The organism is Marinobacter lacisalsi (assembly GCF_042651045.1).
In the GTDB taxonomy this organism is placed as follows: domain Bacteria; phylum Pseudomonadota; class Gammaproteobacteria; order Pseudomonadales; family Oleiphilaceae; genus Marinobacter; species Marinobacter lacisalsi.
In genome coordinates, this window is sequence record NZ_JBHSDI010000007.1 from 1 (window position 1) to 13,779 (window position 13,779).

14 protein-coding genes are annotated in these 13,779 nt (G+C 55.9%); 12 read left to right on the forward strand and 2 right to left on the reverse strand.

Annotated elements, in window-relative coordinates:
• The first annotated feature begins 159 nt into the window (after positions 1-159).
• The 8 genes from ACFOZ5_RS03545 (at position 160) to ACFOZ5_RS03580 (ending at position 5,571) form a co-directional block, all read left to right on the forward strand.
• Positions 160-444 carry a hypothetical protein gene (locus tag ACFOZ5_RS03545; protein ID WP_379885465.1) on the forward strand — a complete coding sequence of 95 codons (285 nt, stop codon included), beginning with the start codon at positions 160-162 and terminating at the stop codon, positions 442-444.
• A 240-nt stretch (positions 445-684) separates the two neighbouring features.
• Positions 685-1,161, forward strand: coding sequence for a peroxiredoxin (locus tag ACFOZ5_RS03550; RefSeq protein ID WP_379885466.1), 477 nt, complete (start codon positions 685-687; stop codon positions 1,159-1,161).
• A 139-nt stretch (positions 1,162-1,300) separates the two neighbouring features.
• Positions 1,301-1,594, forward strand: a complete 294-nt coding sequence (locus ACFOZ5_RS03555; RefSeq protein ID WP_379885467.1) for a hypothetical protein — start codon at positions 1,301-1,303, stop codon at positions 1,592-1,594.
• A gap of 327 nt (positions 1,595-1,921) precedes the next feature.
• A complete protein-coding gene (locus tag ACFOZ5_RS03560) occupies positions 1,922-2,830 on the forward strand; it encodes an NAD synthetase (RefSeq protein ID WP_379885468.1) in 909 nt (302 codons plus the stop codon).
• 35 nt (positions 2,831-2,865) lie between these two features.
• Complete coding sequence (locus tag ACFOZ5_RS03565) at positions 2,866-3,315, forward strand: hypothetical protein (protein WP_379885469.1); 450 nt, start codon at positions 2,866-2,868, stop codon at positions 3,313-3,315.
• A gap of 14 nt (positions 3,316-3,329) precedes the next feature.
• Positions 3,330-4,172: a hypothetical protein gene (locus tag ACFOZ5_RS03570; protein WP_379885470.1), complete on the forward strand. Its 843-nt coding sequence runs from the start codon at positions 3,330-3,332 to the stop codon at positions 4,170-4,172.
• Positions 4,173-4,248: 76 nt separating this feature from the next.
• Positions 4,249-4,491, forward strand: coding sequence for a hypothetical protein (locus ACFOZ5_RS03575; protein WP_379885471.1), 243 nt, complete (start codon positions 4,249-4,251; stop codon positions 4,489-4,491).
• Between the two features lie 621 nt (positions 4,492-5,112).
• On the forward strand, positions 5,113-5,571 hold the full coding sequence (locus tag ACFOZ5_RS03580; RefSeq protein ID WP_379885472.1) for a Tsi3 family protein: 459 nt from the start codon (positions 5,113-5,115) through the stop codon (positions 5,569-5,571).
• Positions 5,572-5,751: 180 nt separating this feature from the next.
• Here ACFOZ5_RS03580 and ACFOZ5_RS03585 read toward each other — a convergent pair whose 3' ends face one another.
• Entirely contained in the window at positions 5,752-7,551 is a 1,800-nt protein-coding gene (locus tag ACFOZ5_RS03585) for a hypothetical protein (protein ID WP_379885473.1), read from the reverse strand.
• Positions 7,552-7,831: 280 nt separating this feature from the next.
• Here ACFOZ5_RS03585 and ACFOZ5_RS03590 point away from each other — a divergent pair, with 280 nt between their 5' ends.
• Together ACFOZ5_RS03590 and ACFOZ5_RS03595 are read left to right on the forward strand one after the other, a co-directional pair.
• On the forward strand, positions 7,832-9,550 hold the full coding sequence (locus tag ACFOZ5_RS03590; protein WP_379885474.1) for a mechanosensitive ion channel family protein: 1,719 nt from the start codon (positions 7,832-7,834) through the stop codon (positions 9,548-9,550).
• 68 nt (positions 9,551-9,618) lie between these two features.
• Positions 9,619-11,388 carry a DEAD/DEAH box helicase family protein gene (locus ACFOZ5_RS03595; protein ID WP_379885475.1) on the forward strand — a complete coding sequence of 590 codons (1,770 nt, stop codon included), beginning with the start codon at positions 9,619-9,621 and terminating at the stop codon, positions 11,386-11,388.
• A gap of 403 nt (positions 11,389-11,791) precedes the next feature.
• Here ACFOZ5_RS03595 and ACFOZ5_RS03600 read toward each other — a convergent pair whose 3' ends face one another.
• The gene (locus ACFOZ5_RS03600) at positions 11,792-12,199 is read right to left on the reverse strand and encodes a hypothetical protein (RefSeq protein WP_379885476.1); all 408 of its coding nucleotides are present in this window, start codon (positions 12,197-12,199) and stop codon (positions 11,792-11,794) included.
• Between the two features lie 149 nt (positions 12,200-12,348).
• Here ACFOZ5_RS03600 and ACFOZ5_RS03605 point away from each other — a divergent pair, with 149 nt between their 5' ends.
• Both ACFOZ5_RS03605 and ACFOZ5_RS03610 read left to right on the forward strand, forming a co-directional pair.
• Positions 12,349-13,131, forward strand: coding sequence for a helix-turn-helix domain-containing protein (locus tag ACFOZ5_RS03605; protein ID WP_379885477.1), 783 nt, complete (start codon positions 12,349-12,351; stop codon positions 13,129-13,131).
• A 124-nt stretch (positions 13,132-13,255) separates the two neighbouring features.
• A complete protein-coding gene (locus ACFOZ5_RS03610; RefSeq protein ID WP_379885478.1) occupies positions 13,256-13,735 on the forward strand; it encodes an FKBP-type peptidyl-prolyl cis-trans isomerase in 480 nt (159 codons plus the stop codon).
• Positions 13,736-13,779 lie beyond the last annotated feature (44 nt).

Below are 13,779 nucleotides of genomic sequence, written 5' to 3' on the forward strand. Positions count from 1 at the left end.
TTAAAGCCCAGGTTGTAATCACGCTGCGTGCGCTTCTTCCGGGTGGGAGTATCGTTGCCCATCTGCTCATTCTCCAGATGACAACGTATTTCAGGACGGGACACCTTCATCAAAGAAGGCGTGGAAAAGGCCTTAGGGACTCCCTGGGAGTGCCAGGACATGGCCGCTTTCTACGATATTACGTTTGCCCCTGCGGCCAGAGGCGAGGAAACCCAGCGACTGGAACTCCGGCAGGTGGATGAGCTGGTCTTTTCAGTGGGTGATGTCGTGGTCGATTTCGCGGAGGCTGGAAGCGCTGTCAAAACCATCGAGGACCATTTTGGAAAGCCTGAATCAGTCGCCATTCACTTCTCAGGTAGCAGTCAGGATGCCCTTTCTCAGGTCCTTGATGTAATGACCAAGATCGGTGTGCAGAATGTGAAGGCGGTGGCACCGGGGCACTAGCCACGGCACCGCGCAAGTCCCGCCGTCGGCAGCATGTAACCTGCTAATACAGCGCGACTGGTGATCCGGTGCCTGGCTGCGAAAGCGCCATTTTCCGGATTTATTTTTTCGTAAACCGATTATGGAGCCTGAAAACGGGGCTGCTGAAGTATAAGACCCGAAAACCGTGTTAGGTTTAACCCTGCAGGACTCCAAAGGCGGCGAATTGCCGCAACAAGCCAATCACGGGAGCATAACGACATGACGATCAAGGTAGGCGACAAACTCCCCAGCGTGGAACTCAGAACACCGGGTGAGAAAGGCCCTCAGACACTTTCTACTGAGGAGCTGTTCAGCGGTCGGCGCGTTGCCCTGTTTGCAGTACCGGGAGCCTTCACGCCGGGCTGCTCCCAGACTCACATGCCTGGTTTTGTGGTCAATGCAGACAGAATTTTTGAGAAAGGCATCGATCAGATTGCCTGCCTGGCAACGAACGACGCCTTTGTCATGAATGCCTGGCAAAGAGAACAGAATGCCGAGCAGATTCTCATGCTGAGCGACGGCAATGGGGATTTCATCCGGCAGCTCGGTCTGGAACTCGACGCCACAGCCATGGGTATGGGCATCCGTAGCCGGCGCTTTGCACTCATTGCCAATGACGGCGTTGTCGAATGGCTTGGGGTCGACGCCAAGGGCGTGAACCAGAGTAGCGCCGAAACACTGTTAGGCCAGCTGTAACCAGGCGGCATACTGTTAAGAAGAACCGGGACGGCTTTATTTGCTGTCCCGGTTTTTGGTCCATGGAAAACATTAGCGCATTCGCTTTGCCCGGAGCCCGAATTGATCAAGCCTGGTTGTTACAGCTGTCGGAAAAAGTTTGAGCCATCTGCGCTGCGGGTTTCTTACTCAAAGAACTATTGCGAGGGCTGCGGCGTTGGGCTGTTTGGTGAGGATTACTTCAGCTTCGTCAGAAAGCCCGCCCCAACTACCCAGAAAAACCTGGCTGTCCATTCTGTTGTGCTTCTTTTCGGGGTTGCTTGCTTGTTGTTATGGCTTTCGATTGGCAGGTGGTGACGGCTCGATCAGTTCTTCGGGCGGTAATCTGCCCGAACAGGATGAAGAGAAGCCATCCGATCAGAATGAACAGCGCAAAAATGCCCAGCAAAGCTGAAAACGTCATAGGCGCGCTAACCAACCCATGGATCCGTAGTGTAGTGGCATAATACCTGCTGTCCATTGGGGACGTTCAGGTTGTCTTGGTCAACGATGATAAGGAGTCGCAGGCGAGGAAGGTTTTTGGGCGCCATGTGCAGCGGCACCACAGTCTGGCCTTGCCTTTGCCCTTGCACCGCTGGATACCGACTGAGTTGCCGACGTATTGTATATCGGTCTGCCCGTGCCAGCGATACTTGTCCGATCAACACGTTCGGATTAATATTCGCAGGTAGCGTCTGGACCGACGTTTTTCAGGGACAATCGAAGACTTAAGGACATAATCATGGAAGCTACCGTTCTCCCTTCCCGCGAGACCTACGCTCAGAAGCAGCTGAAAGCCCGGCTCACCTACACGCTTGACCAGCAAAAGCTGTTCAAAGCGATAGATGGTGACCCCGCCTTGACCGGCGCAGGTGTTGTTTTTATCGATGAGTGGGGCACGTCGGTCACCCTTCGTGATTTTGAGCGAATTTGCCTGTTTAAGCCCACACGAGTCATTCTGCGCGAACCGCCTTCCCGTCTTTCGCCTGCCGAGTACGTTGCCGAGGTTAAAGACAACCCCAGAGAGAGCCGTCTCGTGGCGGAAGCCGCTGGAGCCGCACTCTCATGCGGCGCTGCGGTACTTGGCTGGTTTGTCGTCTTCACGTCAGGTGCTGCGATCCCGTTCAGCGGTGGTGGATCTACTGTGTTCTCGGTTATGGCTTATGGTGCTGCGACCGCCAGTTCGGTTCAGTGTGGAAACAGCCTGATGAGAACACGAAACGAGGTTCAGGCGCCTCACCTTAATGACGAGCTCGACAGCGAAGAATGGTACCAGCACGCCACTTTGGCTCTCGACGTTATCTCAATCGGTGGCGCGTCTGCGGCAGGCCTGATGACGATTCGCGGTATCAAGCTTCTCAGGGCAGAAGGGATCACAACGCGGCAGGCTTTGGACGGGTTAAACAGGCAGCAGCGCAGACGACTTTCGCGGGAAATTGCCCGCTCCAACGCTCCGGGTGTTTCGAATAAAACCCTGAAGATGATGGAACGTGCTGGCAAGATCGAACGGCGCTATTCGAACGATGCAATAAAGACAACGACACTGCGGCAGATCAAGGACTCCATCGGCGCAGGGCTCAGCTTCACCGGCAGCGCCACTGGAGGCGCACTGGGGAAGCTGGCGGTCGTAGTGGTGGCAGACGACGAATGACAGAGCGTAAGCAAGACGCGCGGCCAGAAAAGCCCATGCCTGACTACCAGATGTTCCCTATGGGCATGTGGCACATGCTAGCGGCGGTCATGCTGATGGTGTTTTGTCTGGCAATCACGCTCATCCTGATTTCCGGGGTTCTCTCGAACTGGATGTCGGAGCGCCCCCTGATGTACCTCGAATTGGGGTTGCTGGTTGTCATGGTGCTGGTGCTCTCAACTCCCACCTTCCTTTTGTCCAGAGGCTGGTCGATCTTCCACGGCTTCCTTGTCTGGCACAACAGGGCGTACCTGCTGGTGCTTGCTGCATGCTCAATCGCCGTTCTGATGGATGGTCGTTACGGAATGGCTATAACTGGTGGCGTCGGGCTGGTCCTTGGCTTTGCCGCTCACAGTTTCTATCAGTCTGAACGCTATGCAGTCGCCGTCGAGCATTATCGGCTGATCTGGGAACACTATCGATTTCGGCGTCATAACCACGAGTGAGCCGCTGGGCAATCATGAAAGAAAAAGATGCCAGAGTGCCCGTTTTTTTTGCTATGGCGCTGTCCGTTGCGGCGTTCAGCGGCTGTGACTCAGAGAGCCAGTTAGAAGCAGATGCCAGTGCATTATGTAATGCGTTCGATCCAGAGCACTTAAGGAATGAGTATGAGGGCATGTGGCTGTCGGATGTGGAGATGGCAGTCTACGTTAGCCTGGAAAACACCATAGAAACGGAAGAGGTTCAATCTGTAATAGCTGGCAGGTCGGACATTGATAATTACTCCCAGGTATATCCCTCTGTTAAAGAAGGTATGGAAGATGCCTTGGCGGCTTCCTGGGACTGCCAGAACATGGCCTCTTTTTATGAGATCAGTTTCGTCCCCGCCACTGGCAGAGAAATAACCGAGCCTCTGGAACTCCGGCACACCACACTGGGCGACCTGAAGAAGCTGATAGCATTACCAGCCCAACCCGATTCGGTTAAATGGTCTACCGAACCAGCGGTCCCTTCTACCGGCAATTCCAGGCTAACCGTGCCCGGCCCTACGGATTACGGGCTGACGGCGCTGCTGCATTTCAGCCAGGAAGATTACGAAGACATCGTCCGCAACAGTGAGCGGGTTAACGAGGCCAATGATGTGGTTGTTAACCCCGAATTCTATGAGACTTGGATCCCGGAAGACGTAAAAGCGGAGTTGGAAACGGAAATCCATGCCGATGGCGAATCCATCATTCTGGTCGGCCATCCCGCATACAAGCCAGATCTTTTTGTAAACCGAGAGGGCGGTTCTCCCCTGATTCATGGGAGTATTCAGCCCCTTGGCAAGGGCTATATCGTGGTCAGCTTGTATATGATGTGAAGCTCAGCAGAGGCGAGCGACACAAGCTGTTTCTTCAAGCGTAAAACTGGGACAGGTCTATCGTACTGAGGTGCCCATGAATTCAGAAGGCAAGGACGAGAAAATCATCAAGAAGAAGCAGGGGATTCTCGTCGTTTCAGTGAGCATTGTTTTTGTACTCGGGGCATTAATAACTCTCATTTCAGGTAAGACCTTTTTCGCGGATAGTGAAATCATGCATTTAATATGGTTGGCAGTTTTCCTGGGAGTATTGCCGGTTCTTCTTCTCTTATCGTTCCGTGCGGCTGTCAAAGCGAGGAAATCACGCGAAAGTCAGTAGGGTTTTAGGGGGGAGAGGGAACTGCTTCAATACCTGGCTTAGTCTGTGTAGCGGGAAGCGTCCCGGTGCATATCCTGCCTGAACAAATGGAGACTTCTGTGCGCTATCTGACTATGTTTCTGATTGCCTGGTGTATGCCTGCGGCGGGAGGTGGTGTAAGCAACGATAATCCGCTTCCTGTCGTTTACTCACGAGCTATGGGGATTCAGGTTGTACGTCATCAGGGCGAGCTCTATCGTCTGACACGATTCTCTACCGAATCTCTCTATCCGTGCCTGAGATTTGAACGGCTTCTTCCGGGACATGAGTGGAAAATCGATGCCCAGCGTGATATCTGCTCGGTTCGAGACGAACAAGGCGATGCTATGGAGTTCATCGATACCTCGTATACCGGCTGTCGGTCCCTTCGATTTGAAGATGCGTCATTCCGGTTCGAGGTTGAATATATTCCCAGACGTTCATCGAGTGAACGGGTATTATCCTGCAGCTTGCCGGTCGGGGATCTCGAAAGCGCTGGGCTACTTTCATGTTCTTAGAGCCTGGATTGACCCGGTTTCGCGAAGTTGGGGCTATTTCGTTTTTGAAGCCTATAAGGACATGAAAGCGTCAGGAGGGATCTGATTGAAAAAACTTCATTATCTTTTCCTATGGCTAGGGTTGGTGGGGTGCGATGTTAATGAAAAAGACGAATCGAGTGTTAATAAGATAAACCACCACAATGGTTTGGCTGCAGAAGCCGATTTTGAATACACATCTATAGAAAAAATCGACAATGGATTCGTTTTTCACAGGAACCCTGAAGATAGTAGTCGCCAGACTGACTCTATAACCTTGGAGCTGCTAAAGGCCTACGACATATCCAATACCGAAACCAGAACCATAGGCGCTGTTACCTATCAATTTCATCTGGATACCTTTCACGGAGGTTCAGGCGGCGCAGAATATACTCTCAGGATCTGGAAGCCCCTGGATGGCAGTGGTGTGGCGCTGGAGCACTATGTCCAGTCTGAACACGATCCGGACTTTGCTGAATCCTGGAAGCTGATTGAGAGTGCAAGTGTGCAATTTGAGAAGGATTAATTGAATGGCCTGACGTTGGATTCAGGACCAGGCACGAAAAAGTGAATCGTACCCTGCAAGCGATGATGTCATGATCGATTTCTCGGAGGTCGGAAGCGCTGTCAAAAGCATCGAGGACAATTTCGGAAAGCCTGAGTCAGTCACCCGGGACCGACAGTTCGCCGGCCCGGGCTGCAACGACTAGTAGGGCGGCGCTTCAGCGCGTTCGACGTAGTCCTGATAGGCCGGAATGGCGACAGCCGACAGAATCCCCACCATGGCGATTCCGGCCATTGGCGACGCCTGAACCAGTTCGATCGGGTGGTTCTCATAACCCAGTTCGAGCCGGATGGCCTGGTCCTTATAATCCACGGCGGCGCTGACGGTCGAGGTCTCGGGCCAGGCTCGTTCATGGGCAGGCGGGAAAGCCATCATGTTTACGTCGGCGTTGACCGCGTCGCTTAACATCTGCATCCCCAGCAGATAGTAGTGGTAGTTTTTACGGACGACGTCTTCAGAATGGCTTAACACCATCATGCTGTGGCCTGCGTCCCCGGTGGCGGCCAGCCAGGGCTGGAGGTCGAAGTCGCTTCCCAGATCGGCCCGCGCCATCAACACCTGGGGTACTCCGGCGAAGACCCAGTTGTCGCCTTCACGCATCACCCAGGTCTGGATGCTTTGCCCGCGTGTCCACAAGGCAACTTCCGGGTCCTGCTGCGGCACCCACTGTTCCGCGGGTACGCGCCAGCGCATGAGCTTGGTGCCGTTATAGTCATGCTCGGTGACGGTGAGAAGTTCCGAAGCCGACAGTTTGGCAGCCAGGTTGGCCAACTGGTCCGGCTTGGTAGCCTCCAGAATGCTGTAAGTGCCCAATTCGTCGTAAACCGTGGTAAGGCGTCCGGAAACGGCTTCGACAATTGCGCGGACGGTCATGTCGTGATCGGCCAGTTCGGCGTCCCAGGTAGAAAGGTCTTCACCGCTGAGCTGGACCACTGTTTCCACCCACGCGTAATCCGGCATCGAAATCACGCTGAGGATGTCGGGTCGGCCATGGGTGGTCACAGCGGTCGGTGCCGCAGCGGGCAAGGCCAGATCCCAGATCGGGCCGCCGGTGCCGTCGGCATAGACGCTCAAACGGCCGCGCCCCTGCGCGGTCCCCAGGCTTAACGCCACTTCATCGGTACGGTCCAGGCCGCTTTGTTCAAGCTCGGCCCATTGGTTGGGGTTCATGAATGGCCGTGCCATAGGGAGCAATCTGGCCGCGCTCACCCAGGTATAGAGTCCGTAACCGCTGGCCTCCATGCCGGCCTGGCGGGTCAGGGCCGGGTGTGTTTCATTGGCCGTCTGCCCGATTTGAGACAGGGCATCGGTCGTGGCGGAAAACCCGGCGACGAGCGCCAGACGGCGATTATCGGGGTTGTATTGGTAGTAAGCCGGCATCGGACCGAAGGAGAGCATGCCCGATTGATTCTCTGTCAGTGGCCGTTTCAGGCTGACATTGGGCTGGGTGGCGACCCATTGGGCGATACGTTCCTGCAAGGCTTCCCGGCTGTCGAAATCCAGGCGGGCGGTGGCCTGCACCCGGGCCGCAGTGAAGCTTGCTCCCTCAGGAATGGATACTGCGACTTCCAACGGCGAGCGCAATCGCTCCAGCGCGAGGTTGGCTATCGACGCTGCCGCGCCCATGCCTTCCAGCTCGGTTCGACTGCCGCTGAACAGTTGCTTCAGCGCCGTCTCATTGGCCTCGCTTTCCAGAAACTGTCCCATCCCGTTGTTTTTGGGCGCGGCAAACAGTGCGGTAACACTCGGCACACGGATGTAAGCCACGGTGTCTTCCGGCAGATGGTGGATCAGGGTGGCGGGCTGAGTGACCTCATCTGACCAGGTGATCTCGCGTTCGGGCGGTGTTTCCGGTTCGGTCTGGGCCTGGGAACCGGTTTCGGGCTGGCAAGCGACCAGAAGCAAGCTGGTCGCCAGCAGGGATAGGCGCTTCAATGGCATTAACAAGGTCCTTCTTGGGTCAACGAAAGGGACAAGCTTATTGGAATGCCATGTCTGAGCCAAGTCTGCCGGTCGACGAAGTGGGTGGATCTCTGCCTTGTGTAAGTTTTAGCCCGCGAGGAAGCGTTGAACAATCAGAGGGCCCTTGATTCTTTCCCAACTGGAAAGCAAGCATGCTCGTTCTTGGCTGTGTGCCGCCTTGCCTCCTATGCTTTACCTGTGAAAGCGACGGCTTCACCGATGCGAGGAATGTGATGTCGTGAATGTCAGGGAGGCGTAAATGAAAACACATACGACATGGGGGCTGTGGGCCATTGCTCTTCTGTTTTCCAGCCTGTGCGTGGCGCAGACACCGGAAGACAGGGAGATACGATGGTTCGCCGTCGATTCATTGAATACCGGGCTTGATGAGCCCCCCGAGTCGGTCAGTCGCCTGACGCCACGGGATTCGGTCCGTAGCTTTCTCGATCTCACCAAACAGCAGAACTTCCCGGCGGCAGCGCACCTTCTCAATCTTTCCGATCTGAGCCCTGCCGAACAGCGAGAGAAGGGGGCGGAGCTGGCCAGGCAGCTGGCCGCGGTACTCCGGCGTGGCGAGTGGATCGATACCTCAGATTTGCCGGCGCGACAGGATGCCGTGATTGAAGATCCGGCGGGAAAGAATCCGCAGGCAGGGCAGCCAAGACGCAACCTGCAGATCGCCTCCCTCAGTGTCGAAGGGCAAGCCTATGATATTCGTCTGGCCCGTTATCGGGTGGGTGACGAAGAACCCGTCTGGTTGTTTACACCGGACAGTCTGGGCCCGGTTCCTGTGCTTTACGAAAAATACGGTCCCTCCTGGCTGGAACAGCATTTACCGCAACGCTTCAAATCAACGTTCGGCATGCTGCAGATCTGGGAGTGGATTGCCATTCCGGTTTTCCTGCTGGGGACGGGCCTGGTTGGGTGGCTTGTCAGTCGCTTCGTTGGCCTGGTGGCGCAATGGTTACCTGCCGGGTCACCCAGTATCTTCGCCGACCAGATCAAAGTGCCCATGGCGCTGGTCGCCATGACGGTTTTGGCCCAGATGCTGTTCAATTACGTGGTTTCCTTCTCGGCTGTGGCCACGACGACATTCCGCATAGTGCTGATCACCATCATGGCCTGGGGTGTCGGTATGATTGCGCTGCGTTTCGTCGACGTCCTGTTGCTCAAAGTGAAGCGACGTCTTGTGGGCGAAATCGATGACACCAAACCCCGGGATGAACGGCATTTTTTGACGACTCTCCAGGCGGTGCGCCGTGGCATCATCCTGGTCACAATTGTCGCCGTTTCCATTTATATACTGTCCGAGATCCAGCTCTTCGAAACCCTGGGCCTGACCCTCCTGGCGTCAGCCAGTATTCTCACCGTTCTCCTGGGTATTGCCGGTCAGGCAGTGCTGGGCAACATCCTGTCCTCTTTTCAGGTATCGCTCGCCAAACCCATACGAATTGGGGATCTGGTCATCTTCGAGGATCAATGGTGTTACGTGGAAGGCATCTACTATACGTTCATTCGCTTGCGAACCTGGGATGAACGCCGTCTGGTTGTACCCGTCCAGTACTTCACTTCCAAGCCCTTTGAGAATCTGTCGGTCAAGACTCCCAAGATGTACAGAATGATCGAGCTGGCGCTTCACCTGAATGCTGACATCGAGTGCCTGAGGGAGAAGTTCAAGGAGTTCGCCGAGGCCGAGAAGAACGTCGTTGAGCACCACAAGCTTTGCTGCTATGTCACTGCGCAGAGTGCTGCGGCCCAGACGGTTTCTTTCTATCTCATGACCTCCGAACCCTTTGCCGGCTGGGAAGCAGAAATGCATGTCCGTGAAAAGCTGTTGGGATTCATCCGCGACAATCACCCCGAATGGTGGCCGAGGGAGGTGGTGGTCACCAGCCAGCACGACCTCACAGGTGGTGAAAGGCCAACAACCCGTCCACCGCCGGGAGCAGCCCATGCTGGTTCAGGGGACTCAACGTGACGCTGAAAAGCAACGTTATTTGCTAGTATGACCGCCTTTTTATCCTGGAAACGGTCAAGTCCTACATAATGAACGCTCCTTTCAAACTCCGGCCTTACCAGCAGGAAGCGGTCGATGCCACGCTGATTCATTTTCGCAAATCCGATGAGTCTGCGGTTGTCGTGCTGCCAACCGGTGCGGGTAAGAGTCTGGTCATTGCCGAGCTGGCCCGCCTTGCCCGGCGCAGGATCCTGGTGCTGACCCACGTAAAGGAGCTGGTGGAGCAGAACCACGGCAAATACGAGAGCTATGGGTTAACCGCTGGCATTTTCTCTGCCGGGCTGAAGCGTAAGGAAAGCCGGCATCAGGTGACCTTTGCCAGTGTGCAGTCGGTGTCGGCGAACCTGGATCAGTTCAGGGATGAGTACTCGTTGGTCATCATCGATGAGTGCCATCGGGTCAGCGGTGAAGAAACCAGTCAGTACCAGAGGATCATCGAGCTGCTGCGGCGACAGAATGGCTCCCTCAAAGTGCTCGGGCTGACCGCCACACCCTATCGTCTGGCCATGGGCTGGATCTATCGCTATCACTACCGGGGCTTTGTCCGCGGTGGAGAGGAAAAGCCCTTCCAGCATTGTATTTATGAGCTGCCGTTAAGCTATATGATCAACCGGGGCTATCTCACCAAACCCGAGTTGGTGAATGCAGCGGTGGCGCAGTACGACTTCTCCGCGCTGCCCCAGGACCGCTTTGGCGAGTACGCCGAGAAGGACGTTAACCAGCTGTTGAGCAAGCATCGCCGTGTCACCCGCGCCATTATCGAGCAGGTGATGGAACTGGCCGCTGAGCGAAAGGGGGTGATGATCTTTGCGGCAACGGTGGATCATGCCCGGGAGATCACCGGCTATCTGCCGGCAGATCAAACCGCCCTGGTCACCGGCGCCACCGATCTGAAGGAGCGGGCGTCGCTGATCCAGCGCTTCAAACAGCGGCAGTTGAAGTACCTGGTGAATGTGTCTGTGCTGACCACGGGCTTTGATGCACCGCACGTGGACTTCATCGCCATTCTTCGGCCTACCCAGTCGGTCAGTTTGTATCAGCAGATTGTGGGCAGGGGTCTTCGTCTTGACGACGGCAAACAGGATTGTCTGGTGATTGATTACGCCGGCAACCATGTGAACCTGCATCACCCGGAGGTGGGGGAGCCGAAACCGGACTCCGACAGTGAGCCGGTGCAGGTATTCTGCCCGGGCTGTGGTTTTGCCAATATCTTCTGGGGCAAAACAGACGATGACGGCCGGGTGATCGAGCACTACGGTCGCCGTTGCCAGGGGCTGCTGGAGCCGGCGGACGAGGGTGAACCGGCAGCGCAGCAAGGGCGCCCGCAACAGTGCGATTACCGTTTCCGGTTCAGGGAGTGCCCCCACTGCGGCGGCGAGAATGATATTGCGGCCCGTAACTGCCACCAATGCCAGAAAGCCATTATCGACCCGGATGATCAGCTACGGGATGCGCTGAAACTCAAGGATGCCATGGTGATCCGTTGCGCCGGCATCAGCTTGAGTGCCGGTGAAAGCAAACTGAGGATCACCTATCACGGTGAAGATGGGGAAGAGCTGAACGAGTCGTTTGATTTCGGCAAGCCGGCGCAGCGCACCGTTTTCAACAAACTGTTCGGGCGTCGTTTCGCCAATGGCCGGGTGCCAAAACAGTTCAGCAAGGCTGATGAAGTGTTGGAGAGCCAGGCCTTGTTGCCGGCGCCGGATTTTGTGATTGCCCGGTGGCAAAAGCACTATTGGCGGGTGCAGGAACGGATCTTTGACTATCGCGGGCAGTATCGTAAGGCGAATGAAATGTAAGGCTTTTAAATTGAAGCACTTGCTGCCGATGCGGAAGGGATAGTGCACGGCGACGCAGTTGGAAGGTTAGCTTCATCTAACCGATATCTGGTTTTCCAGTGCCTGCAGCACACGCTCGACTTGTCACCCGCAAAATGGCGGGTTCTTGATCAGGCCCATCGCAAGCGAAATCTGGCAGAGTATGAAGGCGATATCGACGTAGATGAAGCGATGGTGACAAGTCTCGTAGCAATAACAGAGGAAATCAGGCGACTTGTAGTCGCAATAACGGCAGGACAAATCTTTTAAATACCCAAAACGGGCAATAAATTACCCAATTTGGGTAGGTGCTTATGGTCAACGGTGCTCGTGTGGCTTGGCGGGGTGCGCCCAGCCACACGCTATCAGCTTCAGGAAGGAGACATCAGCTGAACGCAGCCTGGTGCGGCTTACCGCCAGCAACCCGCTTCATCCACGCCATGTCCAGCGGAACCAGCACGTTTACGGCGAACAGTACCCAGCCCAGGGGCTGCAGGCTTGGGGCAAACCACACCATCAGGGCAAGGGCCAGCAGGCTCCAGGTGACATCGGCGGCAATCATCAGGCTGAGGAATTTCTCCTGCCACCGCTCATTGATGGCCACGACGACCATATCCACACACCACAGCAGCATCACAATGCCCACCACCAGGTAGAAGGTTGCGCCGGGGCCGCCCGCCCACTGGGCGATCGGCTCAGCGGCAAGAATCAGGGCCAGTGCCAGGGGCGTGGAGAGGAAGACATCACTCAGCAAGATCTGTTTCACACTGAATTGACGGACAAAGCTTTTCATAGGGCCACCTCAATCGGTTTCACAATGGGTTGGACTACACTACAAAGCTTCTACCCGGATGGTGGGAGTCTCAATTACCTCTGAGGTAATGGTGCTGCCTACCGTCGGTCAGGATAATCACTGGACATTCGGAAAGAACGGGAACCCCAATGAGCGCCTTCGGTACGCTCTTCAGAGAAATGCGGCAGGGTAAGCGCCTGAGCCAGATGGACTTCGCCCTCGCGTGCGAGGTGTCGGCAAAACACATCAGCTTTCTGGAAACCGGTCGCAGCAAGCCCAGCAAGGGTATGGTTCTGCACCTGGCGAAGATGCTGCAAGCGGACCTGGCCGGTACCAACCGCCTGTTGTCGTCCGCCGGTTACAGCCAGGTGTACTCCCACCAGGACCTGAGCGCGCCCGGCATGGCCATGATCAGGGAAGCGCTTGAGCACCTGTTGCAGGCGCACCTGCCTTACCCGGCCGTGGTGTTCGACCATGAATATTATCTGGTGATGGCCAACCAGGCCATGCAGAAGCTGATGGCGAGCATGGTGGAGCTGGGCGCTCAGTTCCCGGCCCGGCCCAACTTTCTGCTGTCGCTGCTGGATAGTGAGGGTATCAAACCCTTCGTGGGCGAGTGGGAGAATATCGCCTGCCATTTGCTGCAACGTGTCTACCGCGAGCATCTTGCAGGCCCCTATCGGGATCAGCCCAATCGATTACTGGAGCAGGCCCTGACCATGCCCGGTGTTCCGCAAGACTGGAAAAGCCACGTGGTGGAGCATCTGGACTACCCGGCCATTCCTTTTACCCTGAACCTGGGGGACCAGCCACTCAGAGTGTTTTCCACCATCGCAACCATCGGCACGCCCCTGGATGTCACCGCGCAGAACTTGCGGATCGAGCATTTCTTTCCGATGGATGAGCGCACCAAGTCGTATTGGCACGGGTGAGGTACTATCCGGCGCAACTTTTTGATGGTGCTGGTCGTCTGTGAATGAAAGCTGGCTTGTCTCGCCTGCAGTCAACGCCACCACTGGTTATAATGGCGTACTTTGAACCATCGCGGAGAACCCTATGCCTATCGAAAAGAATCAGGTGGTCCTGTTCCATTACAGCGTCAAAGATGAACAGGGCAATGTTGTTGAAGACTCCCGTGGTGGCGAGCCGAACGCCTACCTTCATGGCCATGGAGGCATTATCCGGGGCCTGGAAGAAGCTCTGGAAGGGCGCGACGCTGGCGAAAGCTTCAGCGTGACTGTCTCTCCGGATAAAGCCTACGGCCCGCGCAAGCCCGATGCGGTACAGCGCGTGCCGATCAAACATCTGATGGGCGCCAGGCGTTGGAAAGCGGGCATGATCGCCCAGGTAAAAACCGAGCAGGGCCCGCGCCACGTGGTTGTCGCCAAGGTGGGTCACAAGTTTGCCGATGTCGACACCAACCATCCCATGGCCGGCAGGACCCTGACCTTTGATATCGACGTCATTGAAGTACGCGCTGCCGATGCAGAAGAGATCGCTCACGGCCACGTGCATGGTCCGGGTGGGCATCATTGAGGGCCAAAAGGCCCATTCTTCACGGCGAAACCGGTGATATAAGG